Genomic DNA, 25133 nt, shown 5'->3' on the forward strand with positions numbered 1-25133 from the left:
AGCGGAACTGTCCCTTTCCCGGACAGGAAGAAGAAAATGCGAGGGAGGCACTTGGTGCCTCCTGGGCTGCGGGCTGCGGCCCCCTTGGTAATCCAGCCGGAAGCAAGAGGCGACCATTGGGCAGCAGGGGGATTGACAGGGGACGCCGCATGATGTATTTTTATTTTAGTACCAGGTACTATATTCAGGTCATTAATACAGATTGTCCGATTCACCATCCTATGGTTAGAGGTGATCTTATGTCCACCGGTATATTTCCCGCTGCCGCCCCTTACCGGCCGCGGATTACGGCCATCGGCAGCTATACGCCCGAACGCCGCCTGACCAACGCCGACTTGGAGCGAATGGTCGAGACGAACGACGAATGGATCGTCCAGCGCACCGGCATCCGGGAGCGCCGGATCAGCGCACCGGAAGAGACGACGAGCGGGCTTGCGATCCAGGCGGTGCAGAACCTCGTCGACCGTTACGGCGCAGCCCTGGACGATGTCGATCTGTTGATCGTCGCGACCAGCACGCCCGACTTCGCGTTCCCCGCTACGGCGTGCTTGGTGCAGGCCCACTTCGGGATCTCGGCCACCTTGGCCTACGACATCAGCGCCGCCTGCGCCGGCTTCGTACACGGGCTGCATACCGCCTCCGGCCTGATCGCCTCGGGGCTGCACCGCAAAGCCCTGATCATCGGCGCCGATGCGCTCTCGAAGATCACGGACTATACCGACCGCTCCACGTGCATCCTGTTCGGCGACGCCGCGGGAGCCGTCCTGCTGGAGCGGGACGAATCGGAGCAGGCGCAGAGCTCGCTGATGGCCTATACCCTGGGCACCGACGGCCGGGGCGCCCCGCACCTGTACCGCGCCGTGACGGCGGAAAGCTGGAACGGCCAGCCGCTCCCTCCTGGCGGGAAGCTCGTGCAGAACGGCCGGGAGGTGTACCGGTTCGCGGTGCAGACGGTCCCCCGGGCTTCGGCCGAGCTGCTCGAGGCGGCGGGCTTGTCCGCCGATGAGGTGGACTGGTTCGTCCCCCACAGCGCGAATCTGCGCATCATCGAATCCGTCTGCGAGAAGCTCGGCATCCCGCTGGAGCGGACACTGCACACCATCGAGGATTACGGCAATACTTCGGCGGCGACCATCCCGCTGGCGCTGGACCTGGGCGTACGCAGCGGCAAGTTCAAGGAAGGCGACAAGCTGCTTCTCTTCGGCTTCGGCGGCGGCCTCGTGTACGGCGGGCTGCTGCTCCGGTGGCAGGAACTGCAGGCCCGGCCGTAAATCACGGCCTGCCTGCTGCAGCTCCACCCAAAAGCCGGCCCGTGTACAACAGGGCAGCATCGGGCGGAACCCGGCAGGATTCCGGCGTTATGCCGGGCAACCCCAAGATGACTCCTGCAGCGACCAGCGGCTGGGAGTCATCTTTGTTCTTCTAAGTACCCTCTTCATCAAAAGCTCGCACGGGTGTCTGCGCAGCGCCTCACGCCTCCTGCTTCAGCAGGAATAGCGCAGCCAGACGGTCCACTCCATCGCTCATGGCCAAGAAGAATACATCTCTGACCCTGGGGCTTGGCGTAAGCAGGTACGTATCGCGGAACTGCCTGACCGCTTCCCGCTCCATGCCGATCGCCTCGCGCAGACCCTCCCGGTACGAGACGGCATGGGATTCGGACGGCTCGATCTCCGGCTCCACCCCTTTCAGCTCCACATACAGCCCGCGGACCATAGCAAAATGCCCCCTGGCCTGCAGCAGCAGCCTCTCCAGCTCTTCGGCCTCCGCTTCCCCGGGAGCCAGCTTCCCCAGGGCGGAATAAATGCGAATCGAACCTGCAATATGGTTGAGACTCCACTGCAGACTCTCAAAAAAACGGAGCACATCCCGGTATTGCAGCTTCATGGCGGTGGCCAGACGGCTCGAAGCCTCCAGCGAATACGTCTTCATGCGGCCTTCTCCCCTTTCCCCTTGGCAGGAACGATGCTCCTGCCCTACCTAACCAGGATATTCGCCCAGCCGCATCCTTGCTACCGGTATGGCTTGTCCTTGAGAAAAAATAGTCCTGCAGCGGACATCCGCTGCGAGAGGGAACAGCCTGAAGAGGACGATTCTATAAAAAATCGTCCCGGTGCCCACCAGGCCCTCCTCACCTCTTGAACCGCACACGTCTGCTGAGCCAAGGCGCACCCGGCACGCCGCGCCTCGTTTTGCGGATGCGCAGTCCGACCATCTTAACCGCCAGTGCCCGTTGGTACCCGGCCATGGTCCGGACCGCAGCAGACAGCTCGCTTGCCGTCGCCGGCGAGGTATCCACCACTTGCGCCATGCTCTCCAGCATGCGCGCCAGAGCCCTCTGGCTTCGGGCCAGAGAATGAAGAAGATGCAGCTTCACCTTGTTCTCTTCCTCGGTCCAGTTCATTTGGAGTCGTCTCCCCCGTAGGAGAAGAAGTCGCCGTCGCCGCCTCCGCCCAGTCCTTGGCCGCCTCCATCTTCCTGGCCGGCAAGCAGTAATTGCATGTGGCGGGCCAGCGCCTGCTCCATCTTCGTCATGGAATCGATAACTTCAAGAATCTGTTCATGCACCTCAATGGTCGTCTTCACCTGTTCCCCGTGATCCCGGAAGTGCTCCTCCGAGAGATGCCCGCACAGCCACTGGCACGAACGCGCCGCTTCAACGGCTTTGGCCTCCAGGATCAGCGAGATGTTATACTGAAATTTCGATGCCGACTGCAGCATATGATAGTAACTGTCTTTTCTGCTCACGTTCTACCCCTCATTTCCCAGGTACTCACCCGGCAGCCGCCCGGTTGAAGATCATATCTACTCTTCATCCTCCGGAATCTCCACGAGCTTCGTTATTACCGCTATATGTTCCGCCAGAGCCTCCTCCAATTCCGCCAGTGAACTGAGATAAGCGGCCAGATTCTTGGCTACGCCCAACGAATGCTCTGTCAGCGCTTCAATCCCCTCGAATCCCGGATTCTGCGGCGGAATACTATGGGTCAGCTGGGCCATACGTACGGCCACATGACGCTTCGCTTCGAGAATATTGGCCATCTCCTGCTGGGAGGAGGCCATGTGTTTGACAATCTGGGTTACCTGCTTGTGCATGGAGCACCTCCTCATTGAACTGCCTCTCCCGCCAACATATGCGATTCTTTGCCGCAAAGTCCCGCGAATATCAGCCCAATTCAGATAAAATCATGGGGATCCGCGTTCCACTTCCGGATGAATTTCTCCCGGTTGGTCCGCAGAAGGGACTGTACCTTCTCCTCCCGCTCCCGTTTGAAGCTGGCGCTGCCTTGGTGATAGACAAAAGCATCCCCTGCGATTTTGAGCTTATAGCCCGCCTGCCGGGCACGATAGCAATAGTCGTCGTCCTCGAAGTGGCCTGGGGAAAACTGCTCGTCAAGCTCACCGATCCGCTCCATAAGCTCCCGCCGGAACAGAAAGCACAGGCCGACGACCCGAAGGGTGTCCCGCCATTTACGGCTGTCCGGCCGGTTCATTCGCTCCGCCGTCTCATCGATGGTCGTGAAGGTCTCCTTCATCTGCTGCTTTCCACTCGCATAGTTGCTCATGGGCCCTACAATCCCCGTATCCTCGCTTCCATACAAGCACCGCATCAGATTGTCGATCCCGCCCCGGGTCACCTGGGTATCGTTGTTGAGCAGAAGCAGTGCATCCCCCGAGGCCAGCCGCATACCAAGATTGCACGCCGCGGGGAACCCCCGGTTGTCGGGCAGCGAAATAAGCTTCACGCCACTGCGGATACAGAGCCCGAGCGAATCGTCATTCGATCCGTTGTCGACGACAATCGTCTCATGAGGAAGCTGCACATGCCGGGAGATGGACTGCAGGCAGGCATCGAGCAGGGGCGCCCCATTGTAATTCGGAATGATGATGCTGACGCTTTGCATCATTCCCCACCTCCTGCGTAGTCTCGTTTGCGTAGGGTATCTTCATAGAACAAGCGGACACCGGCAGTATCCCCGGCACGACGGAGCGCTTCGATGTGATCCCCTAGGATGAGCCCGGCGACCGGCGAAGACCTGCCCCGGTTGGTCCGGCGCCGCTTGTTGCCTCGGATCACATTCACCCGGCCGGCAGCCGCGACCTTCAGTCCGGACAGGATCGCAAGGGCTTGCGCCTTCGGCGGAACGGACAGCGCCCCCGCCCCCAGCGTCTCCACCGTCCGGCGGGAGAGCGCATGCGGGATCGCGGTAAGTGAACTAGCGGCCAGCTCCGGCCGGTTCAGTCCCAGATTGAGGAACTGCTTCATCACGCTCACCCCATCCTGCCGGGGGAAGCTGCCCAGATACGGAGTGATGTCATTCAAGGCGACATCCAGACCACTCTCCACCCCCCACACGAACGAAACGAGTTCCTCCGCAGGGACGGGAATGTCCCCATCCAGGAACAGTAGTATGTCAGCCCGTGCCAGCTTCGCTCCAAGCGACCGCCCCACATCATGCCCAAGTGCTTCCGGACAGGATACAACCACCGCCTGCGAAGCGTGACGAGCCCGGGCCGCGCTGCCGTCCGTCGACCCGTTCACGATGACATACGTCTCCGACACCATCAGCCTGTTCACCTCTGCGAGCACCCGGCTGATCGTATCCGCTTCGTTCTTGGCCGTGATGATCACCGCGACCGACTTCGGTGTCGGCAGCGGCACCCAATCGGGCGCCCTGCGGCCCAGCGCACGGAAATAGCCAACCAGGTAGCTCCTGGCCATGCTATGGTAACGCGCACCGAGCGCTTGGGCGCCGCTGTCCGCCAGTCCCAGCTGCCTCACCCGGGCTGCCCAGCAGGCATTCAGCCGCTGCCGCAGCTCCGGCTCCGCAAGCCCCATACTCCCGGCCGCATCCTGCTCGCCCCAGCGTCTGCTAGGCCCATCCGCCCGGCTGCCCATGCGCAGCTGCCGCGGGGGACGCTTCAGCAGCGGGGACGCCGGCGCGGCAGTCCGGCGCCGCGGGCGCCTGCCGGCTGCGGTCCCCGTCCGGGATGCTTTGGGCCGGCCGGACGGCACGGCCCGCTTCGCGCGGCGGCGCCGTCCGTGCGCTGCCGACACGGCAGCCCGCCGCTTCACTTTCACCCGCTTCCGGCGGGTTCCCGCTTCTTGCCGGATGACGCTGCGGCCCGCAGCCTCCGGCCTTGCGGACATCGCTGCACCGTCCACCGGTCCGCGCAGCCGCCTGCCCGTTTGCTTAGCACTGACCCGCACCCATTCCATCGTCCATCACCTCACTGCATGTCGCATCCGGTTCAGGTCGGTGAACCCGCCGCGCATATCGGTCGCCTCCGTAAGCCAGGCTACCGCTTCCAAATGGTCGCCCACGATGAGCCGGCCCACCTCGTCCTGCCCCTCGGCGGCGCCGCGTCTGCCCCGCAGGCGGTTCAGCTTCCCTACCGGCACCAGCGCTGCAGGTTCCACGCGCAGGCCGTGGTGCACGGCCATCGCCTGCGCCTTGGGGGGAACCGCCAGCGCTTCGGCGCCGACCGCTTCCAAGGCCCTGCGAGAGAGGGCATGCGGTACCGTCGTCAGGGAAGCCCCCCGCAGGTCCGGCCGGCCCAGAGCCAGATTCAGCGCATGCTTAGCCAGCACCACCGGATGTGTGTGCCTCCTGCGCAGGGGGCCCAGATAGGCATTGAGCGCGACATCCGTGCCGCTGCCCACCGCGCGGATGAAGGGCCTCAGCTGCCGGGCAGTGAGCACCATGTCCGCGTCAAGGAAGAGCAGGATATCCCCTGCCGCATGCCGGGCCCCGATGCTTCGGCCTACATCATGCCCAAGCGCTTCTTCGTAGAAGAATACCCGGGCTCCCGCACGCTCGGCGATCTCCCGCGAACCATCGGTCGATCCGTTGACAACCACAAGAATCTCGAGGAGCGACGGCTTCAGCTTCTTCACCTCGCGGAGGAGTGCCGGCAGGGTAGAGCCTTCGTTCATCACCGGAATGATGACGGAGACCCTCGCCAGCGGTGACGCCGGCCGGACGAGACTCCGATGCGCGGCCCTGCTCCCCGAAGGATCTCGCCGCCCCGCCGTTCGTCGATGCATCGGTCTCCGCTTCATCGGCTTCCGTCTCACCGCTTTCCGTTTCACCGGTCTCCGTTTCATCCGTTCCTCCCCCTTCCCGTCGGCCTGACGGATCTTCCTGTGCTCTATCCTATGCTCGCCCGCAGGAAGGGGTTAAGGCTGAAGCACAGCTTCCTCCAAAAGTCGTGTGCCGGCTTGTCCTACTTCGCCCCTCTTCAACTAACCTTCCCGTTCGGGGTCGAGGAGCGGACGAGACCCGCCCCTTGACGGAGGGGCGCTGCCGTCACTCCGCTCTCCCCTCAAACACAACTTGCAGCAGTTCGGACAGACGAACTTCGTACGTGTGGAAGCGAAGCGTCCGCTGCATCCCGGCCAGGGCAATCCGGCGCCGGTGCTCTTCATGCTCCAGGTAGTAATCGAGCTTCTCCTTCAGCTCGTCTGTCGAGCTGAAGGTTTCGATCTCCTTGCCCGGCACATAACTGCGGGGCAGATCACTGCGCCAGTCCGTCATGACAAAAGCTCCGCACGCGCTCATCTCGAAGATCCGGTTGTTGATCGACAGCGGGGGAACTCTTGCCGCATTGAGCGGTTCGTGTTCTGTGCTCCGGTGAAAATTCAGGCAGACTGCCGCACCGTTATAGTAGGCGTTCGTTTCCCCGGGGCTCAACCAGGACGGGATTCTCAGAGTATCCTGGCGGATGGAGGATGCCAGCAATCCATACTGCTTCAGCCGGTCCCATCCCCATCCGGAGATCGCCGTCTTCTTGCCCGCGAGATACGGAGCCATTTCATCGACGATCTCCAGCCGTACAGAATAGGCCGTGCCGATGAACAAGATATCGGAGCGGTACCGCTCGGAGACCGCTTGCGGATAGAATAGATTCCTGCCGGCTGCCAGCGGCATATAGTACGAACGGGCGCAGCCATGACGCTGCAGAACCGGTGGACAGCTGCTGTCCACCGTGAAGACGTACTCGAAATGAGGAGCGATCTGGATATCCAGATCAATCCGGTAGGGCGAGTCAAAAAACCACACCGCCGTAGGAATCCCCCGCTCGCGAAGGGCCAGCATCGCCTTCAGCAGCGCCTCTTCCTGGCGATCCAGAACGAGCACGAGATCGAGAGGATAGGCTGCGACGAACCTCTCGAGTTCCGACGCATCCGCGAACACGTAGACTTCCTTAGCGATATTCATCAGCCCGGCAGTCACTCCATGGTCGATGGTGGCCATGCCGCAGTGCAGCAGGCCGATACGCTTTCTCCACACAGTAGACCTCTCCTGCATGTGCATTAGCTCCCTCCCATGACAGGACGGCCGCTGTCAGACTCCCCCAGGCCACCCTAGTCATGAACGATAAACTTCATTACTTTATCAAACTCCCCATCCCACTCCGGGTGAACCCTCGATGTCTCGAGCGCTCCCTGAACGACCCGTCTGCGCAGTTCATGGTCCGTCAGCCCCTGGATCACGCGGTCCGCCACACTTGCGGCCGTCGGCTCGGTTAACAGACAGTTGACGTTGTCCTTGAGCAGCCATGTTTTCCAACGGGACGTGTTGGTTACGACAGGACAGCCGCTGGCCATGAGCTCAATCGGCAGATAGGACGTATGCCGCGTCATCATGAGCGACAGACCCAGGTCGCAGGAGCGGTAGAACTCTCCCGTCTGCTCATAAGGCAGCCGCTCCAGATTGGAGATGATGCCCTCCATCCCGTACTGGGCGACATCCCAGGGCCCGCCGGCGCTAATGATCTCCACCCGGTCGCCCATCTGCTGCTTCACCCGGCGCAGAGCCTCGATCCCGGTCTCAAAGCAGTTGCGGATCCCAAAGGGGCGGCCGTAGAACACAATGCGGTACCGTTCCTTCTCCCCGATGGGCGCCGTCCCGGGATAGAAGATCCGCCGGTCAAAAGCAGGTGTGAAGCCGATCGCCCGTCCGCCGAACTCGTCATAGCTTTCTTTGAGCGCCATGGTGTTGCAGACAGCCTTGAAACCGAAGCGGTATGTTGCTTCCGCCAGACCGAAGATGGTTCCCGCCGGATAGAAGTACGGTTCGTAGTCCTGCATAAAGTAAAGCTTCTGCCGGACTCTGTTGAACTTCAGCAGCGGATACGCCGTCTGCCAGGCCGTGCAGAAGGCCATATCGTGCGCAGGAATATGGGAGAGCGTGTAATCTTCATTGGCTACGGCATAAAAACTGCTGTCCGCCAAAAGAGGGAAGGCTTCGGCAATCAGCTGGGGCTGGTTCGTTACTTCAGCTACGCCTACGATCGCAAACGAATTGCGGATTCCGTGCCGGCGGGCCAAATAATCGGCAAACCGGAAGATCGTATGAATCCCGCCGTAGAAGGCGTAGATGAAGTGCGGAATGAACCAAAGTGCCGTGCGGTACTCTCCACCCGGGGTAAGCCGCTGCATGAGATTAATGCTCTCCTGCAGCTCCGCCGCCGTATAATCATACGTACGCGCATGGTAGGCCGCATCCTCAAAGTAACGCTCGACTACGATGCGTCCCGGTTCTTGCACTGCGGGAGGTGCGGCGGGCTGCGGCCGCAAAGGATTCAGCCACCGCCGGCTTCGCTTCAGCCGTCTCCGTTTGCCTCTTGCGCCCTGCCCGCGCTTATTCAGCAGGCGCAATTCTCTGCGGATTGCCTGTTTCAACTGGCCTACGGTACGAAACCGGGGACGAAGCTTGAGGAGCTTTCCCGTAACCCGTTTCAGCCTGCTTGTGGAACGGGGCCGGACGGCCAGCTGCCTTCTTATGACCCTCACCCGCCTTACTCCTGGACGGGAAGCGTTCTTGGCGGAACGCCTCTTTACTGTTCTCATCACCATCACTCCTGGCTCATGAATTCCCTGCCAGTGTATTCCGACCCAACCATGAGAAATACGGACATTCGGCTAGAGAACGCGAAAAGGGCGCGCCCGAGGCCCGCCCTTCCGTACGATGACTGCGACGAACATACCTCTTATTACGCCTTCCTCGCCCCTCTTTTGCTATAGCCACTGCGTACTTGGCAGCTTGTCCCGCCAGACTTGAGCGCCAGGCTGCAAAGGAGCCACTCCGGCCTGTCGGCCATGGAGCGGTTCCTGCACCAAAAAAGGAATCACACCGGCTGCAGCTGCAGCTGCTGCTCCCCTTCCTGCAGCCCTTGGGCGTAGCCCTCGCCGAAGCCTTCGTTATACGCCAGATTGAAGGCCTTATTATAAGCCGCCGTGTAGCCGCTCCCCTTACGCCCGGTCCTTCTCCGGACCTTACCGGCCTTTCTGCGCCGCAGTCCACCTTTGCCCCGCCGTCCGGCCTTGGCAGCCAAACTTCGCGGCCTGCGCCTGGTTGCCGTTGCGGAACGCTTCCGCGCTCTGCGCATCGTCCGGCCGGCCCCCTGTCTGGCCTTCAAGCCTTTGCGGGACCTGGCCCCGCCCGGGTTCCGGCCGCGTTTCTTCCTCTTCTTCATTCCCGCTCCTCCTTGCCTGCGCCCGTCTGCATACTATAACGTATGCAGGAACAGGAAAAACGCTCGGACGGCAGGAGCCTATTTCGTGGTGGGGGCACAGCCGCTCCTACCCGAACAGGAGACGGAGCATCTGGGCGAGCCGCTGGGGATACGTATGCTCGGTCATAGTCCGCCTCAGCGCATTCAAGGCGATAGTACGCCGCTCTTCCTCACGGTTCAGATAGTAATCGATCTGATGCACGAGCTCTTCCGGCGACCCGTAGGTGACAATCTCGAGGCCCGGGGTATAAAACCGCGGAAGGTCACTTCTCACATCGGTAAGCAGCAGCGTCCCGCAGCCGGCGATCTCGAAGGTGCGGGGGTTCGGTGACACCGCCCCGACCAGACGGGAGTTGTTATTATACGTCGCGTCGTCCACCGCCCGGTGCAGATTAATAGCTATCTTGGTACCGTTATAATAGGCTGCCGTCTCTTCCGCTCCCATCCACTTGTTCAGCCGGATTTTGGAGCCGAGGGTATGGAAATGCCGGAGCCGGTCCCACCAAATTCCCGAGATATAGGTGTGCCGTCCGGCCAGATAAGGCGCCACCCGGTCGAACAGTGCCACCCGGTTCCAATAGGCGGATCCGATGAAGCTGACTTCCGAGCGGTACTCCGCAGGCACAGGCTTCGGGCGGAAGATCTGGGCATTCGAAGCAAACGGCATATAATGGACATCCGCGCAGCCATGCTGCCTGTAGAACTCCACGCATTCGAGCTCAAGGGTGAACACGGTATCGTAGTGAGTGACAATGGGCAGGGTGAGATCCGTATAATAGGGATCGTCTGTCAGCCATACCGCCGTTCGGATGCCAAGCTGCCGAAGGGCGTCGACCTTGGATACGGCCAGGTTCAGGCCGTCTAGGGCCAGCATCAGGTCGGGACGGGCCCGTTTTGCCGTTTCCGTCAGATTATGGGTAGGATTCACTACGATCAGTTCCCTTACCAGTCCCCTCATCCCGGTGATTATCGACTCATCCAGAGGGGAATAAGGGAAGCCCTTGCCCGATGTCACGTACATCACCCGGATATCCCACCATCCCGGCGGGCTGTCCGGGAGCTGCCTCAGCACCGCATCACAGCGTCCGAGGTGATACCCGCTGCTGCGGCCAAGTTGGTACCCCTGTTCCCATCCCCGCCCCCAGCCTCTCCGGTAACGTTCACGGACCGGCTTGCGTTGTGCTGTTTTACCGGGCATGTGCTTCTCCTCCTTCTCTCTAATATCCCAATAGCCGTAAGAGACGGTTGATTCTGTAATGGAACGCATGCTCTTGCAGCGTCCGCTGCAGGCCCTGGTAGGCCAGGACTCGGCGCTGTGCGTCATGCTGCAGGTAATACTCTATCTTGTCTGCCAATTCACCGGGCGAGTGATATATATCCAGATCCTTGCCCGGCTTGTAATAGGCGGTCAGATCCTCCCGCACATCGGTCAGCTGCAGCGTACCGCATGCTGAAATCTCATATGTCCGCGGATTAATGGACCGGGCGGGAAGCGCCCGGGCGTTCCGGTTATCCCCGGCCGCATCGGTTCCGCGATGAAGGTTAATGACGATCTTCGCCCCGCTGTAATATTTCACCGACTCCTCGATGGGAATCCATCCTGGCCGGACGCTCCGCTTCAGCAGCGCAAAATGACGCATCCGCTCCCAGAGGCCGCCGCCAATGAACACCCGCTTGCCCGCCAACAGCGGGGCAAGCCGGTCGAACACCTCGATCCGGTTCCAGAATCCCATGCCGATGAAGCAGACATCGCTTCGGTACTTATCTTCTACCGGTACCGGCCGGAAGAGGGCCGTATCGACGGCCAGAGGCAGATACTCGACGCAGGAACAGCCGAGCGAGCGGTAGAAGTCCAGACAGCTCAGTTCGTGAGTAAAAACGGCATCGTACTGGGGTGCGATGGAAGCCGTGTCATTCGTAAAGTAAGGATCATCCGCGAACCAAACCGCCGTCCGGATGCCCAGCTTCCGGATCCCCTTGATCTGCTGCAGATGGTCCGCCGGGAAGACATGGAGCCCGTTCATCACCAGCACGAGATCCGGCAGGTGCTGGCGGGCCAGCTCCAGCATCCCGGCCGGCGTACCGGTCACGAGCTCCGATACGATGGACTTCAGGGCAGCAGCGATCCCTCCGTCTATCGCGGGGAACCCTTGAGGGATAAAGAGCACTTTCATCTTCCGGACAGAGACCGACGGCGGCAGAACAGCGCTGCGCACCGCCTGGCAGCGGCCCAGATGATATCCGTCGGCATAACCTTGCGGGCGGCCGGCGCGAAGTCCCGCCGCACGGCCTGCCACAGCCCTTGCCGCACTTTTACTCGGGCGCACCCCGATCCCCTCCTTGCTCCCGCTTCGGTTAACTACCGAAATTTGGTCGTCCAGTCGAAGCCGATAGCCGGATCGTCATAATCAATCCGGTATTCGTCCGGCTGCTTGGGGTCATAGGCCATATTGGTGAAATACACGATGGTCGCCGGCTTGCCGCCCAGCACCCGGTAGCCGTGGGCTACGCCCCGTGGAATGAACAGCAGATACACATTGTCCTCCCCCATATAGAAGGCGTTGGTGACGCCGTAGGTCGGCGAATCGGGCCGCATGTCGTGCAGTACGACTTGAGCATGCCCGCTAGGGAAGAACCAGATGTCGTCTTGCAGCTTGTGATAATGAAATGCCTTGATGACGCCCGGGAACGACATGGACAAGGACGCTTGACCGAAACGGCCAAAAATCTCGTCATCCTCCCTAAGAATCTCCATAAAATAACCCCGGTCATCGTTGTGCTTGACCAAAGACTTGCGCGCTACCCCTTCGATGATCTTCATTGCTCTCGCTCCTTCTCTCGTTGTGGAAGTAAGTCCTCCTGCAGGAACGATGCCAAGGCGGACTTCCAGTCTCTCATGGGAGAAAATCCGCTTCGCCGCAGTCCGAGATCCCGGAAAGCGGAATGCTGGGGCCGAGGAGCCGGCAGCGTAAAGCTGCTCGAGGGCACCGGGCGCACCTGCGTGCCGGTACATCCGGCAAGCTCCAGGATCGCTTCGGCGAAGGCCGATCGGGAACAGAAGCCCCGGTTAGCCGTATGGTATACGCCGTAGCGGCCTGATCCCAGCATCTCGCCGATGCAGGCGGCCAGGTCGTACGTATACGTCGGCGAGCCGAACTGATCGCCGACAACCGTTAACTCCTGACTCTTCTCCGCGAGGGAAAGCACCTTCGTTACGAAGTTGTTCCCCTCTCTGCCGTAGAGCCAAGACGTCCTCGCGATATAACTTCTCGGGCACACGGCCCTCACCAGCTGCTCGCCGAGCAGCTTCGACCGGCCGTAGACGCTAAGCGGGTTCGTCTGATCTTCCTCCGCATAGGGCTCCCCCTTCGTACCGTCGAAGACATAGTCGGTGCTGACATACACCATCTCCGCCCCGGCAGCTTCGGCCGCCATCGCCACATAACAAGAGCCAATCGCGTTGATCCGGTAGGCATCCGCTGTGTCGGTCTCCGCTTGGTCCACTTTCGTGTAGGCGGCGGCATGCACGACAGCATCCGGTGCCTCGGCACGAACGATCCCGTATACCGCCTTCTCATCGGTGACATCCAGCTCCTTGCGGGTATAAGCGGCACACGTATGGTCCTCTCCAAGCACCCGGATCAGATCCCAGCCAAGCTGTCCTCCTGCACCTGTGATCAGCACTTTCATGGACGGTTGCCCTCCAGCAGCCTGCGCCACCAAGATGGGTTCTCCAGATACCAGGCTACCGTCCGCTTAATCCCGCTCTCGAGCCCGTGCTGCGGCTTCCAGCCCAGCTCTCCCATGATCTTGGCCGGATTGATCGCGTATCTGCGGTCATGTCCCAGCCGATCGTCCACGTAAGTCATCAGCGACTCCGGTTTGCCGAGCTCTCCGAGAATCGCACGCACAATATCGAGATTCGTCCGTTCGTTGTGGCCTCCAATATTGTACACTTCGCCCGGGACTCCCCGTTGAATCACCAGATCAAGGGCAGAGCAGTGATCCTCCACATAGAGCCAGTCACGGATGTTCAGCCCATCGCCGTATATCGGAATCGGCAGATCCCCAAGCGCCCGGGTAATGATCGTCGGGATCAGTTTTTCCGGAAATTGATACGGGCCATAGTTATTCGAACAGCGCGTAATGAGAACCGGGAACCCGAAGGTCTCATAATAAGCACGGGCAAGTAAATCAGACCCCGCCTTACTGGCTGAATAAGGAGAGTTCGGAGCCAGCGGCGTGTCTTCAGTGAAATATCCCTCATCACCGAGTGTCCCGTACACTTCGTCGGTAGAGACGTGCACGAACCGGCCAATCCCGGCTCTCCTGGCCTCCTCCAGCAGACACTGCGTGCCCAGCACATTCGTCCGGACGAAGGCCCCCGGATCGAGAATGCTCCGGTCCACATGGGACTCGGCAGCAAAGTGAACGACGAGATCCACGGCTTCTTCCGCAAATACGCGTGCTACCGAAGCCGCATCCGCAATGTCGCCTTGAACGAACCTGTAGTTCGCCGCATCCTGGACATCTGCCAGATTCATCGAATTGCCTGCATAGGTTAACAAGTCAAAGTTCACGACACGGTCTCCCCCATGCCGCTGCAGCCAGTATCGAATGAAATTCGAGCCTATAAATCCCGCTCCTCCGGTAACGAGAAGAGTTCTCATGATTGTTCACGCTCCATCAGCCGAAGGCCCGCTTCCAGCAGTGACCGGTGGGTCCCCGCATCGGTCCACCATCCGCTGAGCATGCTGTAGCCCAGAAGCCCCTGCTCCGCATAGGCGTTATTCACATCCGTGATTTCCAATTCTCCGCGGGCCGACGGTTGTAATGTCTTGATAATATCGAAGACATGAGCATCATACAAATACATGCCGGTTACAGCATAGGTGGTCGGAGCCACCTGCGGCTTCTCCACGATGCGCACGATCCGGCCGCCGGCCAGCTCCGGAACGCCGTAACGCCGGGGGTCGTCTACCTTCTTCAGGAACACGTGGGCCCCCTCTTCCTTTCTCTCAAAACGTTCGGCCGCTTCCTTCAATGAGTCGTCGAACAGATTGTCGCCGAGGAGCACCATCAGCTTCTCGCCCGGCTTAACGAAGCTTTCAGCCAATCCAAGCGCCTCGGCGATGCCTCCCGCCGCCTCCTGGATCCCATAGCTTACCTTCATGCCCCACGGCTTCCCGCTGCCGATATAATCGGTGTAAAGACCCGCAGACTGCCTGCCGGTCACCAGCATCACTTGTTCGATCCCAGCTTCCGCCATTTTGTCCAATGCATAATGGATCATAGGGTACTTACCGACGGGCAGCAGATGTTTGTTCACGATATTCGTCATCGGCCTCAGTCTCGTACCGGTGCCTCCCGCCAAAATTACGCCTTTCATCGCGCTTCCCCTTTCCGCATTCATGATGATTGTTTATCGATGATGAATGAATGCCATAGTGCTATGATATGCACCCTCCGTCATAGTCTAGTGGACGAATACCGCCTCCAGGCATAAATTGGCGGATGCCCCCTTCGCCCATACCAAAGAGCCGCCCCCCTTAGGGAGACGGCATCCAGTAAGACACGCTTCATCGATTATCCCTTATACTTCAAAAACAACTCGATTGCGTCCGCATCGAACTTTTTATCCTTGGGGGCAAGCAGGCCTAGTCCGTGATGGTACGGGGTGCTGTGAAAGCTTATCGCCAGTTTCGTTTCGGCCAGAAAGTCTTCTACAGCTGTCATCACGCCGTTGCGCGGACCGAATTCATGCAGGGCATGATAACTGCCTGCGTTGACTCCGCCTTCGGGCACCAATGAGCTTAGGCCGCGGACTATTCCAAGCCTGGCATACGGATGCCGGAATGCGGGAGGAACCGTCTCCGGAAAATAATAGAGGTCCCGCCGGCCATACGGCCAGTCGATATCATGGAGGAAGACGAGCGGGAACTTCCCGCTTCGAAGCGCTTCCCTCTCGATTGCCTTCAGTTCGTGATAGACGGTAAACCAGTTATGATCCCCGTCGATGAAGACTGCATCATAATCCCTCAGCTCCGGAAGCACATGCAGGCTGTAGTCCCGTAAGTAGTTAAACCGCCCTTGGTATTCCGTCTTGAACTCCTCCCATGGCGGGAAAACGCCGGGATCGATCACAAGCAGTTTACCATTAGCCTCATGGCAGTATGCCAACAACTGCCTTGTGTTCTGCCCGTCCAGCGCCCCGATCTCGACCAATCTCCGGACCTTCTTCTTCCGCAGCAAAGGCAGGACTACCTCATTCCAAAAAATAAACAATTTCTCATACCCCCTTCGTTCATTAAACCCTTTGGTCGTCTATCGTGAAATAACGCTGTATTGCGGGCCAAACTTCACTGTGCGATATAACAGTAGAGGGCGTGCCCATCCCGGTGATCGCCGCAAGAACGGCTGCAGCTCGGGTCGGGACGGTAATCGTGCCCTGATGGGTTACAGCTATAATATTCATTTACTTCTACTAAGCTTGTATCTTCGTCCAGTCAATTCTCAAAATAGACATGGGTCCCTAAGCAGCAACAAAACCTCAAGCTCCTGCTAAAGTGCAGGGCTTGAGGTTGTATTTGGGCTTGAGGCTGTATTTGAGCTTGAGGCTGATAGAGCAATTGCTTCTTACTTGGCTGTCCTGCCCATAGCAATCCAGTTCACATAGCCTTCGCACTCTGGCGAGAAGCCGCTGCGAACAATCTCCAGGATCGCGCTCTCGCGTCCTTTCGACTTGATGACCGCGTAGCAGTCCTGGTGGCTCGTCGTAGCAACAAGCGCATAATGCTCATCAGCGAATGGCTGGTCAAAAGTTATGCCCACTTCTACCTTAGCCGCTTCATCTGAGAACAGGAACAGGCTGAGCCCGAACTGCTGCAGAGGGACTGCGGCTGGCGGGATGATCGCCGGTGCTTCGCCGACTTCCTGCTTTGGCAGCATGACGGCTGCTTCAGCTTCCAGCGTCTCTGCTGCTTCTTCTGTATGGGCTGCCTGCTCCAGAGATTCCCCAAGGAAACCGGCATCCATAGACGCATCTTCCTCGGCCGCAGCCTCCGAGCTTGCAGCAGACAAGGTCTCCGGGGATCCCGTGTCTTCCCATTGCGCTTCGGTGAGCTCCCGCGTCAGGACTTCAAGCTCCGCCGACACTTCTGCCTCAGCCGTATCGGCCGCTTTCGTCTCTTCGACTGCCGCCGGTTGCGGCAGCGGCACATCCGTCACAGCCGTCACAGCCGACTCCAGAGCCTGAGCCGATGCCATCCCCGCCCGCGCTCCGAGCAGTGCCTGCAGCGAAGGCTCCAAATGCAGCAGGGAGATGCTGCCCGGCAGCAGGTGGTAACCGGAAACAGATTCCTGCTTGATGTGCAGACCGTCGATGGAACCGTCCGTAATATGCGTGCCGGAGACCGAGGCAAGAGCGAGCTTGTCGCCAGTGACGGATCCGCTGGCAAGCTTCTCCGTCGTTACGGATTTCGAAGCCATCTTATCGCCGGTTACCGAGCCGGACGCCAGCTTCTCCGCCGTCACCGACTTCGTTCCGAGCTTCTCTGCGGTTACCGACTTCGGTGCGAGTTTCTCTGTCGTTACCGATTCGACCGCAAGCCGCTCTGTGGTCACCGAAGCCAAGGCAAGCTTCTCTGTAGTAACCGTCTCGTCAGCCAGCTTCTCTGCGGTCACCGACACGGCAGCGAGCTTCTCCGCCGTCACCGATTCGGCCGCAAGCTTCTCTGCCGTAACGGATTCCGCTCCCAGCTTCTCCGTCGTCACCGACTCCGCGGCCAGCTTCTCCGCCGTCACCGACACGGCAGCCAGCTTCTCGGCGGTCACGGATTCCGCCGCAAGCTTCTCGGCCGTAACAGATTCCGCTCCCAGCTTCTCCGACGTCACCGCCTCCAGTGCCAGCTTCCCGGCTACCACCGACTCCGCGGCCAGCTTCTCCGATGTGACCGCCTCGGCCGCCAACTTCTCGGCCGTCACCGCCTCGGCCGCCAGCTTCTCCGTCGTCACCGACTCGGGTGCCAGCTTCTCCGTCGTGACGGACTCCACAGCCAGCTTCTCGGATGTGACCGCCTCGGCCGCCAGCGTGCCGGAAACCACCGCCTCAGGTGCCAGCTTCTCCGTCGTCACTGCTTCCGGCGCCAGCTTGGCGGTGACTACCGACTCCGCCCCAAGCTTCTCCGCCGTCACCGCTTCCGGTGCCAGCTTCTCGGTCACCACCGACTCCGATGCCAGCTTCTCCGTCGTCACCGCCGATGCGGCCAGCTTTCCTTCCGATACGGACTCCGGTGCCAGCTGTTCTGCCGTCACCGACTCACCCGCCAGCTTTGCCGTAGTCACCGACTCCGCCGCAAGCTTCTCCGTCGTGACCGAATCGGCAGCCAGGATCTCCGCCGTGACCGACTCCGTCGCAAGCTTCTCGGTGATGACCGCCTGGGGTCCGAGCTTCTCCGTCGTCACCGACTCGGCCGCAAGCTTCCCTGTCACCACGGACTCCGATGCCAGCTTCTCGGTCGTCACCGCTTCCGCTCCGAGCTTCTCCGCCGTCACGGACTCGGCTGCCAGTTTCTCGGCCGTCACCGCTTCCGCGGCCAGCTTCTCCGACGTCACCGCCTCCGGCGCCAGTTTCCATGTCACCACGGACTCCGCTGCCAGCTTCTCCGACGTTACCGATTGCGCTGCCAGCTTCTCCGTTACAACCGACTGGAATGCGAGCTTATCCGCGGTCACCGACTCCGTTGCCAGCTTCTGCGATGTGACCGCCTCGGGAGACAGCTTCTCGGCCGTCACCACTTCGTCCGACAGCTTCTCCATCGTCACGCTTGCCGCAGCCAGCTTCTCGGCCGTCACTGCTTCTGCAGCGAGCTTCTCCGCTGTAACCGACTCCGATGCCAGCTTCTCCGTCGTCACGGCTCCCGGAGACAGCTTCTCCGCCGTCACGCTTTCTTCGGCCAGTTTCTCCGCCGTCACAGCACAAGATGCAAGCTTCTCCACCGTTACGGCTTCCACGGACAGCTTCTCCGCCGTGACCGCCTCCACAGCCAGCTTCTCTGTCGTCACGGACTCCGCAACCAGCTTCTCTCTCGTCACGGACGCCGAGGCCAGCTTCTCTTCTGTTACCGACTCCGCCGCCAGCTTCTCCGCCGTGACCGCATTCGCCGCGAGCTTCTCCGCCGTCACCGCGTCGGGCGCCAGCTGCTCTCCGCCAACAGCCCCCGTCGCCAGATGGGACCCTGTAACGGTACCTAGTGCAATCCGGCTGCCTTCCACGGCCCCCTCAGCCAGGTGCTGGTTCCGCACGGCTCCAGCTGTAAGATGCAGCGAGGTCACTGCCCCTTCGGCAAGCTTCTCGGCCGATACGGACGCATTCTCCAGCTTATCACGGGTTACAGCCCCGGTTGCCAGCTGCTGGGACTTCACGGCTGACTTGGCCAGATGCGCGCTGCCTACCGATCCTGGGGATAAGTGCTCGGACTGTACCGCTTCCCGGGCCAGCTTCTCCGAGGTTACGCTGACATGGGCCAGCTTCGCGGAAGTCACTGCAAGGTTCGTCAGCTTGTCGGTCGAGACCGATTCCACCGAGAGCTTCGACGTCGTGACGCTCTGATTGCCCAGATGCATGGAATGCACGAGATTCTCCGTCAGATGCTGGGACTGCACCGATCCATTCGCCAGATGTACAGCTGTCACCGAACGGTCCTGCAGCTTCTCGGCCGTGACGCTGCGGTCCTGCAAATGTTCGGAGTCTACGGCTCTCGGCCCCAGGTGGCCCGCCTGCACGACCTTGGATTCCAGGTGGACGGAGAGCACCGATCCCGGCGCCAGATGCCCCGCTTGCACAGATTTCGGGGAGAGCTTCAGTGAAGTCACTACCCCATTGCCCAGCTTCTCCGTCGTAACGGCACCGTCAGACAACTGGGATGTGCCGATGCTCGACGGCACGATTTTCTCTGCGGACACAGCATGGGAGGCCAGGTGGTTTCCCTCGATCCCTCCCGCCTGCACATGCCTGCCTTCGACACTGGATTCGGTGAGGTGAATGCTCTGAACGGCATTCTTGGACAGTTTGCCGGAGGTTACGGAACCGTCCTTGAGCTGTTCGGACTGCACTGCTTCATCAGCCAGGTGAAAAGCTTCGATCTGCTTCGAAGCGATATTCGTCCCGCGTACACTGCCGGGGGCCAAATGATCATGGACGATCGAACTCAGCTTGAGATGTTCGGAAGCGATGCTCCATGCCGCCAGCTTCTCTTCGGTCACGGATTCATTCGCAAGCTTCTCCGTCGATACCGCACCGTCGGCCAGCTGGGAAGAACCGACACTGGACGGAGCAATCTTCTCGGCCGACACGGCATGGGGGCTCAGGTGGCGTCCCTCGATCCCTCCGGTCTGCACGTGCCTGCCCTCGACACTGGATTCACTCAGATGCTTGCCCTGAACGGAGTTCTTGGCCAATTTACCGGAGGCCACGGAGCCATCCCTGAGGTGGAGAGACTGCACGGCATCTTCTGCCAAATGATAGGACTCTACCTGCTTCGATGCGATATTCGTGCCCCGGACGCTGCCTGGAGCCAGATGATCATGCAGAATCGTCTTCAGTTTGAGATGCTCGGCAGCGACACTCCACGGCGCCAGCTTTTCCTCGGTCACCGCTTGGAGGGCCAGTTTCTCGGTTGTAATCTCACCGTCGGCAATCTTTGGCGCGGTGACCGCCCCATCCCGAAGTTTATCGCTGCCAACCGCCCCGTCGGCCAGCTTCGCCGTATTCACGCTGCCATTGGCGAGCTGCGCGCTCTGGATGGCTCCGCTTTTGATTTTGTCCGAGGTAATCGATTGATACTGGATCATCTCGCCAGATATCGCCTCGTCGGCGAGATGCTTCGCATGAATCGAGCCGTCGGCAATCTTCATCGCGTCAATCGTCTTATCGGCGAGTTTCTCCGAAGTAATGCTGCTGTCGAGCAGCTTCTCGCCGGATATCGAGCGGTCGCGCACCTTATCCGACGTGACGGCGCCGGGAGCCAGGATATCCTCGGTTACCGAACGGGGAGCGAGCTTCTGCCCGGTAATGGAGCGGTCAGCCAGCTTGGTGCTGTCCACTGCGTAATCCGCGAGGTTCTCCCGGCTGACTCCCCCGCGCCTGATCCGGGTGCCGTCTACGGCATAACGGGCAATCTTCTCCGTAGTCACCGACTCATCGCCGAGATCGTCGGTATACACATTCGCTCCCTGGAATGCCCGCCGGTTCTCCGGCTTCGGCTGGATCGTCAAGAGTCCGGGCACGGGCGGTTCCGCCGGCAGCACCGTCGGTTTCGATACTGCGGCCCTTTTCGGCGGCGTTGGAATTTCCTCGGGTTCTACGACGCTCTCCGCCTCGCTGTAATTAAACTCCTCTTCGGCTGTCTCCGGCGTCAGAACCTGCGATATAGAAGCATCTTCCTTAGGTACTCCCCGAGCCCCCAGCTTGCTTGGCTTCTCATCCAGCCAGCTGAGCTCATTGATATAGGTTCCCATACGCTGCGTGCGGGGTTTATACTTGCCGACTGAGCGGCGGCTGTCCTTTTTCATGAGGGTCCTCCTAAATATAAATTCATGGGCTCTTATGCGATCAGGCAGGGTGTCTTGAGCCTGCGGTCATTGATAACATATGCATATACCTAGGAAGTGGTCATTCGCCTTCTGCAAAATAGGCTGAAAGCCAGCTAAAAGCCCGTGCCTCCCCCATGGTTCCGGGCTATCGCTGCCGCACGGCCGGTCCCTGTGACGGCTCGGCCGCGCTCCGCCTCAAGCCGCCTCCCCAGACGGGAAGCGAGACAGCCGGCGCTCCTCCAATATAAGAGCTTCTTGTGACAAGCTCCGCAGGTTCCCTCTTGATGCCATGCCAAAAAAGCATCCGGCCTCCTCCGGAGAGGAACGGATGCTTCCACTTTGATATACTGCAGATGCCCCAAGGTCCCGCTGAGAACGGAGGGCGACCTTGCATGGCTGCCTGTCAAGAAGGTCAGCAGCCTACTCGGGTGTGCCCCAGGTCCCCGGCCTGCCGTGCCTAAGCTCCTCATACAGGTCCAGCCACCGCTCGGCAGTCCGCTCCCACGTAAAATGCTCCCTCACCCGCTCCACACTGTGGATCCCCATGCGGTAAGCGGCGCCTTCGTCCCGGAGCAGCCAGGATAGACGGTCCGGCAGCTCCTCATGGATCGAGGTCAGCTGGACGGTCAGGCCCGTCACGCCTTCCTCGATAATCTCCGGGATCCCTCCGCAGCGGGTCGCGACCACCGGCACACCGGCCGCCATCGCCTCGACGTTCACGAGCCCGAACGCTTCCCTGCGCCCCGACGGCACCACCAGCACATCCGCGAGCCGGAACCAGTCCGCGATCTCGTTGTGAGGGACATACGGAATGAAGCGGACCGGCAGCTTCATCCGCTTCGCCATCCGGTGGAGCCGTCTCACGTAAGGTGTCGTCCGCTTCGAGCCGTAGAAGGCGCTTCCCACGATGACAAGCACCGTATCCGGCACCTCCGCCAGAATGCGGGGCATCGCCTCCATCACGTGGTGTACGCCTTTGATGGGAATCAGCCGGCCGATATAGAGCAGAATCCGCTTCCCCTGCAGCCCAAGCTGTGCGAGCATCGCTTCCCGGCGCACCGCTTCTTCGCCGTGCCAGCGGGAAGCGAACTTGCCTGTATCCACGCCGAGATGGTTGACGACCAGCTTGTCTCGGGATCCCGGATCCCTGCGCTCCATCTCCTGCCGGATGAATTCCGAGTTGACGACGATCCGGTCCGCAGCCGCGAGGCAGCGCCTCAGCTCCCCCAGCCGGATATGCGGCCGGGAGACGAAGGTGACCGAATGCAGCGACAGGACAATCTTCGCCCCGGGGTGACGGCGGCGCAGATACCGGACGAACCGGGGCCGGTTCTCCACCTGGATGATGTCCGGGCGCAGCTTCTCGAGCCGGCGGGAGATACGGCGGATGTATCCGCGGGGGGAGGGCGCCGGCACCCGGGCATACCTCACTCCCCCGCGGATTTCTTCCGCCGGGAGCACCCGGCTTCGGCGTCCCAATACCGCCAGCCGGAGCCCGCGGCCGACCCGGGCCGCGACTTCCTCTACCACCAGCTCTACGGAACTGCTCCGGCTGGACGGGATGACGAAAGATCCCGGTGTTACGACAGCCACATCGATCCGCGGTTTCATGCGCAGCCCCTCCTCCTACATGCGTTCGCATACTGCAGTATATTCAGCAGGGAACGCAGACGGATGGGCCCTTCGTCCATAGGCCGGCGCCCAAATTGGGAAGTGATGGACGCCGGGCTTGCTCCCTCTTCCGATTTGGGCGCCCCGGTCCCTGAGAGCCTGTCCCAGCTCTTCCATGCGTGGATTCGCACCGCTATCCGCTCCGGCCGCCGGGCAGGTTCATGCTCCAAGATGTCTCCCGGCCAGAGCCCTGGCCCTCAGCCAGGCAGATGGCAGGACAGCTCGGAGCAAAGCACCGGCCGCCCTACTCCGCCAGTTCCTTGTAGCGGAAGCAGTCTAACGTATGGTCCATCACCATCCCCGTCGCCTGCATGAACGCATAACAGATCGTCGATCCGACGAAGGTGAAACCTCGCTTCTTGAGATCCTTGCTCATGGCGTCCGACACCGGGGTTTGCGCCGGCACGTCGCGAAGCGTGCCCCAGGCGTTCCTTATGGTTTCTCCGCCTGTGAACCGCCAGATATACCGGTCGAAGCTGCCGAACTCGTCCTGCACCCGAAGGAAAGCCTGCGCGGAGGCAACGGCTCCCCGGATTTTGAGCCGGTTGCGGATAATGCCGGGGTCGGCCAGGAGCTCCCCGATCTTCTCTTCGCCATAAGCCGCAACGACCCCCGGATCGAAGCCGTCGAATACCTCACGGTACCTCTCTCGCTTCTTCAGCACCGTATACCAGCTCAGTCCCGCCTGAGCGCCTTCCAGAATCAGCATCTCGAACAGCTTCCGGTCATCGTGCACCGGCACGCCCCATTCTTGGTCGTGATATTCCTGATACAGCGGGTCTTCGTTGACCCACCCGCAGCGGCATGTCATAACAGCCTGCGCCTCCTCTTCTAATTCCATCCTGGGAACTCTCCGGCCGACCTTCTACGACATTCTCCCTCTCCTGAAGCCTATTGGGCTGATCTCCCGTATAACGTATAATAACATCAAGATATTCCCCGCGGCGAGAACCCAAGAGAGGAGCCGGAAGCTCATGAACGAAGAATGGAGCGTATACGAACACCAGGTAAGCCGGCAGCTGGAGCGGTGGCGTGCAGATCTGCTGAAGCCGCCGGGACGGCTGGAGCGGACATCCAAGGCGTTGCAGACGCGCGTGAACCAGGCGATCCCGGAGAAAGTGCATGCGGCCATCACCTCCACGGTCAAAGGGATTGTGCAGACCGCCTTGTTCTCCATGGATTATATTCCGAAGAGCGATCCTGCCGCCGGGCTGTCCCTGGCCCTGCGCGACAAGGCTGCGGAAGAGAAGCTCGCCTTCTACAAGAAGCTGGCCGCCGCCGAAGGCGCCGGGGCCGGGGCCGGCGGGTTCCTGCTCGGCATGGCCGACTTCCCCATCCTCATCGGGATCAAAATGAGGTTCCTCTTCGAGCTGGCTCATATCTACGGCCATTCCACCTACGACTACCGGGAGCGGCTGTTCATCCTTCAGATCTTCCAGCTCGCCTTCTCGGGCCGGGAGGCGCGGCCTCCCTTGTATGAAGCGGTCGCCGCCTGGCCGCGGACGGTGAAGTCCCTGCCTCCGGCGAGCAGCTATGCGGAGCATATCGATTGGCGCAAGCTGCAGCAGGAATACCGCGATACGATCGATTTTCGCAAAATGCTCCAACTCGTGCCGGGCATCGGTGCGGTAGTCGGCGCCTGGGCGAATTACGGTCTGCTCGAAGAGCTCGGCGGGACGGGAATGAACTGTTACCGTCTCCGCTGGCTGGAGGAGGCCGCGCAGCGCGGGCCGCTCCCCCGCTCCACTGGGGGGTGGCTCGAAGGAACAACGATCGAAGACACGACGATACAGAAAGAAGGCGATCCCCCTGAAGATCAGCAAACGTGACGCGGAACATTATGAATGGGGCGCCGGCTGCGACGGATGGCATCTCGTGAAGCAGCCCGGGCTCAGCGTCATCCATGAACGGATGCCCTCCGGCACCGAAGAAGTGCGGCATTATCACGGAGTGTCGCGGCAATTCTTCTTCATGCTCTCCGGATGCGCCGAACTCGAGGTGGACGGTACGGTGCATGTTCTGTACCCGCAGGAAGGCTGTGAAGTCGCCCCCCTCGTGCCCCACCAGATCAAGAACACATCGGGCGAAGCGGCCGAGTTTCTCGTCATTTCCCACCCGCAGTCGCGCGGCGACCGGGTGGAGGCGTAGGGGAGGCTGCCTAGTCTGGTTAGAGTGCGCAGGGATTCCGATCGCTTCCCCCCGCAGAGATTGATTACCCGTCCTCTATTCTGGAGGGCAGCCAGGAATCAAATGCACGGACGGGGTGCACCCTATAACGGACAGCATCCCTTCTTGTGATCGATTACAAGATCGAGTTCTGTGAGATATATAATCCTGGATTATAAAAA

23 protein-coding genes are annotated in these 25133 nt (G+C 60.6%); 3 read left to right on the plus strand and 20 right to left on the minus strand.

Annotation, left to right across the window (positions count from 1 at the left end):
- The first annotated feature begins 239 nt into the window (after positions 1-239).
- On the plus strand, positions 240-1271 hold the full coding sequence (locus O9H32_RS06675) for a ketoacyl-ACP synthase III (RefSeq protein WP_269865137.1): 1032 nt from the start codon (positions 240-242) through the stop codon (positions 1269-1271).
- A gap of 199 nt (positions 1272-1470) precedes the next feature.
- Here O9H32_RS06675 and O9H32_RS06680 read toward each other — a convergent pair whose 3' ends face one another.
- From O9H32_RS06680 to O9H32_RS06775, 20 genes are all read right to left on the minus strand, one after another.
- Positions 1471-1932, minus strand: coding sequence for a hypothetical protein (locus O9H32_RS06680; RefSeq protein WP_269865138.1), 462 nt, complete (start codon positions 1930-1932; stop codon positions 1471-1473).
- Positions 1933-2131: 199 nt separating this feature from the next.
- Positions 2132-2404, minus strand: a complete 273-nt coding sequence (locus tag O9H32_RS06685) for a hypothetical protein (RefSeq protein ID WP_269865139.1) — start codon at positions 2402-2404, stop codon at positions 2132-2134.
- Positions 2401-2748 carry a hypothetical protein gene (locus O9H32_RS06690; protein WP_269865140.1) on the minus strand — a complete coding sequence of 116 codons (348 nt, stop codon included), beginning with the start codon at positions 2746-2748 and terminating at the stop codon, positions 2401-2403. The genes O9H32_RS06685 and O9H32_RS06690 overlap by 4 nt, the downstream gene beginning before the upstream one ends.
- 57 nt (positions 2749-2805) lie before the next feature.
- A complete protein-coding gene (locus tag O9H32_RS06695) occupies positions 2806-3096 on the minus strand; it encodes a nucleoside-diphosphate sugar epimerase (RefSeq protein ID WP_269865141.1) in 291 nt (96 codons plus the stop codon).
- An 80-nt stretch (positions 3097-3176) separates the two neighbouring features.
- Complete coding sequence (locus tag O9H32_RS06700; protein ID WP_269865397.1) at positions 3177-3905, minus strand: glycosyltransferase family 2 protein; 729 nt, start codon at positions 3903-3905, stop codon at positions 3177-3179.
- Positions 3905-5221 (minus strand): glycosyltransferase family 2 protein, encoded by a 1317-nt coding sequence (locus tag O9H32_RS06705; protein WP_269865142.1) that lies wholly within the window; start codon positions 5219-5221, stop codon positions 3905-3907. Before O9H32_RS06705 ends, O9H32_RS06700 begins: the two co-directional genes overlap by 1 nt.
- 6 nt (positions 5222-5227) lie before the next feature.
- A complete protein-coding gene (locus tag O9H32_RS06710; RefSeq protein ID WP_269865143.1) occupies positions 5228-6109 on the minus strand; it encodes a glycosyltransferase family 2 protein in 882 nt (293 codons plus the stop codon).
- Between the two features lie 202 nt (positions 6110-6311).
- A complete protein-coding gene (locus O9H32_RS06715; RefSeq protein WP_269865144.1) occupies positions 6312-7295 on the minus strand; it encodes a CgeB family protein in 984 nt (327 codons plus the stop codon).
- Positions 7296-7369: 74 nt separating this feature from the next.
- Entirely contained in the window at positions 7370-8857 is a 1488-nt protein-coding gene (locus O9H32_RS06720; RefSeq protein WP_269865145.1) for a rhamnosyltransferase WsaF family glycosyltransferase, read from the minus strand.
- Positions 8858-9135: 278 nt separating this feature from the next.
- Positions 9136-9483 carry a hypothetical protein gene (locus O9H32_RS06725; protein ID WP_269865146.1) on the minus strand — a complete coding sequence of 116 codons (348 nt, stop codon included), beginning with the start codon at positions 9481-9483 and terminating at the stop codon, positions 9136-9138.
- Positions 9484-9589: 106 nt separating this feature from the next.
- Entirely contained in the window at positions 9590-10720 is a 1131-nt protein-coding gene (locus tag O9H32_RS06730) for a CgeB family protein (protein ID WP_269865147.1), read from the minus strand.
- 19 nt (positions 10721-10739) lie between these two features.
- Entirely contained in the window at positions 10740-11849 is a 1110-nt protein-coding gene (locus O9H32_RS06735; RefSeq protein ID WP_406627263.1) for a CgeB family protein, read from the minus strand.
- A 32-nt stretch (positions 11850-11881) separates the two neighbouring features.
- The gene (locus tag O9H32_RS06740) at positions 11882-12343 is read right to left on the minus strand and encodes a dTDP-4-dehydrorhamnose 3,5-epimerase family protein (protein WP_269865148.1); all 462 of its coding nucleotides are present in this window, start codon (positions 12341-12343) and stop codon (positions 11882-11884) included.
- Positions 12340-13212 carry a dTDP-4-dehydrorhamnose reductase gene (rfbD, locus tag O9H32_RS06745; RefSeq protein ID WP_269865149.1) on the minus strand — a complete coding sequence of 291 codons (873 nt, stop codon included), beginning with the start codon at positions 13210-13212 and terminating at the stop codon, positions 12340-12342. Before rfbD ends, O9H32_RS06740 begins: the two co-directional genes overlap by 4 nt.
- On the minus strand, positions 13209-14192 hold the full coding sequence (rfbB, locus tag O9H32_RS06750; protein WP_269865150.1) for a dTDP-glucose 4,6-dehydratase: 984 nt from the start codon (positions 14190-14192) through the stop codon (positions 13209-13211). Before rfbB ends, rfbD begins: the two co-directional genes overlap by 4 nt.
- The gene (locus O9H32_RS06755) at positions 14189-14911 is read right to left on the minus strand and encodes a sugar phosphate nucleotidyltransferase (protein WP_269865151.1); all 723 of its coding nucleotides are present in this window, start codon (positions 14909-14911) and stop codon (positions 14189-14191) included. Before O9H32_RS06755 ends, rfbB begins: the two co-directional genes overlap by 4 nt.
- Positions 14912-15108: 197 nt before the next feature.
- Positions 15109-15807, minus strand: a complete 699-nt coding sequence (locus O9H32_RS06760) for a class I SAM-dependent methyltransferase (protein WP_269865152.1) — start codon at positions 15805-15807, stop codon at positions 15109-15111.
- Positions 15808-16158: 351 nt separating this feature from the next.
- Positions 16159-21093 carry a WIAG-tail domain gene (locus tag O9H32_RS06765; RefSeq protein ID WP_269865153.1) on the minus strand — a complete coding sequence of 1645 codons (4935 nt, stop codon included), beginning with the start codon at positions 21091-21093 and terminating at the stop codon, positions 16159-16161.
- A gap of 441 nt (positions 21094-21534) precedes the next feature.
- Positions 21535-22725, minus strand: a complete 1191-nt coding sequence (locus O9H32_RS06770; protein ID WP_269865154.1) for a glycosyltransferase family 4 protein — start codon at positions 22723-22725, stop codon at positions 21535-21537.
- A gap of 304 nt (positions 22726-23029) precedes the next feature.
- Complete coding sequence (locus O9H32_RS06775) at positions 23030-23596, minus strand: DNA-3-methyladenine glycosylase I (RefSeq protein ID WP_269865399.1); 567 nt, start codon at positions 23594-23596, stop codon at positions 23030-23032.
- A gap of 163 nt (positions 23597-23759) precedes the next feature.
- Here O9H32_RS06775 and O9H32_RS06780 point away from each other — a divergent pair, with 163 nt between their 5' ends.
- Both O9H32_RS06780 and O9H32_RS06785 read left to right on the plus strand, forming a co-directional pair.
- Positions 23760-24614 carry an EcsC family protein gene (locus O9H32_RS06780; RefSeq protein ID WP_269865155.1) on the plus strand — a complete coding sequence of 285 codons (855 nt, stop codon included), beginning with the start codon at positions 23760-23762 and terminating at the stop codon, positions 24612-24614.
- Positions 24595-24933, plus strand: coding sequence for a cupin domain-containing protein (locus O9H32_RS06785; protein WP_269865400.1), 339 nt, complete (start codon positions 24595-24597; stop codon positions 24931-24933). The genes O9H32_RS06780 and O9H32_RS06785 overlap by 20 nt, the downstream gene beginning before the upstream one ends.
- The last annotated feature ends 200 nt before the right edge of the window (positions 24934-25133 follow it).

Origin of the sequence: Paenibacillus caseinilyticus, from assembly GCF_027533645.1 — a bacterium.
Lineage (GTDB): Bacteria > Bacillota > Bacilli > Paenibacillales > NBRC-103111 > Paenibacillus_G > Paenibacillus_G caseinilyticus.

What these genes read in the sequence shown, in the direction of transcription:
- O9H32_RS06695 (WP_269865141.1), bottom strand. Translation starts at nt 3,096, where the DNA reads ATGCACAAGCAGGTAACCCAGATTGTCAAACACATGGCCTCCTCCCAG.
- O9H32_RS06755 (WP_269865151.1), bottom strand. Translation starts at nt 14,911, where the DNA reads ATGAAAGGCGTAATTTTGGCGGGAGGCACCGGTACGAGACTGAGGCCG.
- rfbD (WP_269865149.1), bottom strand. Translation starts at nt 13,212, where the DNA reads ATGAAAGTGCTGATCACAGGTGCAGGAGGACAGCTTGGCTGGGATCTG.
- O9H32_RS06730 (WP_269865147.1), bottom strand. Translation starts at nt 10,720, where the DNA reads ATGCCCGGTAAAACAGCACAACGCAAGCCGGTCCGTGAACGTTACCGG.
- O9H32_RS06700 (WP_269865397.1), bottom strand. Translation starts at nt 3,905, where the DNA reads ATGCAAAGCGTCAGCATCATCATTCCGAATTACAATGGGGCGCCCCTG.
- O9H32_RS06720 (WP_269865145.1), bottom strand. Translation starts at nt 8,857, where the DNA reads ATGAGAACAGTAAAGAGGCGTTCCGCCAAGAACGCTTCCCGTCCAGGA.
- rfbB (WP_269865150.1), bottom strand. Translation starts at nt 14,192, where the DNA reads ATGAGAACTCTTCTCGTTACCGGAGGAGCGGGATTTATAGGCTCGAAT.
- O9H32_RS06725 (WP_269865146.1), bottom strand. Translation starts at nt 9,483, where the DNA reads ATGAAGAAGAGGAAGAAACGCGGCCGGAACCCGGGCGGGGCCAGGTCC.
- O9H32_RS06675 (WP_269865137.1), top strand. Translation starts at nt 240, where the DNA reads ATGTCCACCGGTATATTTCCCGCTGCCGCCCCTTACCGGCCGCGGATT.
- O9H32_RS06770 (WP_269865154.1), bottom strand. Translation starts at nt 22,725, where the DNA reads ATGAAACCGCGGATCGATGTGGCTGTCGTAACACCGGGATCTTTCGTC.
- O9H32_RS06710 (WP_269865143.1), bottom strand. Translation starts at nt 6,109, where the DNA reads ATGAAACGGAGACCGGTGAAACGGAAAGCGGTGAGACGGAAGCCGATG.
- O9H32_RS06685 (WP_269865139.1), bottom strand. Translation starts at nt 2,404, where the DNA reads ATGAACTGGACCGAGGAAGAGAACAAGGTGAAGCTGCATCTTCTTCAT.
- O9H32_RS06740 (WP_269865148.1), bottom strand. Translation starts at nt 12,343, where the DNA reads ATGAAGATCATCGAAGGGGTAGCGCGCAAGTCTTTGGTCAAGCACAAC.
- O9H32_RS06765 (WP_269865153.1), bottom strand. Translation starts at nt 21,093, where the DNA reads ATGAAAAAGGACAGCCGCCGCTCAGTCGGCAAGTATAAACCCCGCACG.
- O9H32_RS06705 (WP_269865142.1), bottom strand. Translation starts at nt 5,221, where the DNA reads ATGGAATGGGTGCGGGTCAGTGCTAAGCAAACGGGCAGGCGGCTGCGC.
- O9H32_RS06780 (WP_269865155.1), top strand. Translation starts at nt 23,760, where the DNA reads ATGAACGAAGAATGGAGCGTATACGAACACCAGGTAAGCCGGCAGCTG.
- O9H32_RS06775 (WP_269865399.1), bottom strand. Translation starts at nt 23,596, where the DNA reads ATGACATGCCGCTGCGGGTGGGTCAACGAAGACCCGCTGTATCAGGAA.
- O9H32_RS06680 (WP_269865138.1), bottom strand. Translation starts at nt 1,932, where the DNA reads ATGAAGACGTATTCGCTGGAGGCTTCGAGCCGTCTGGCCACCGCCATG.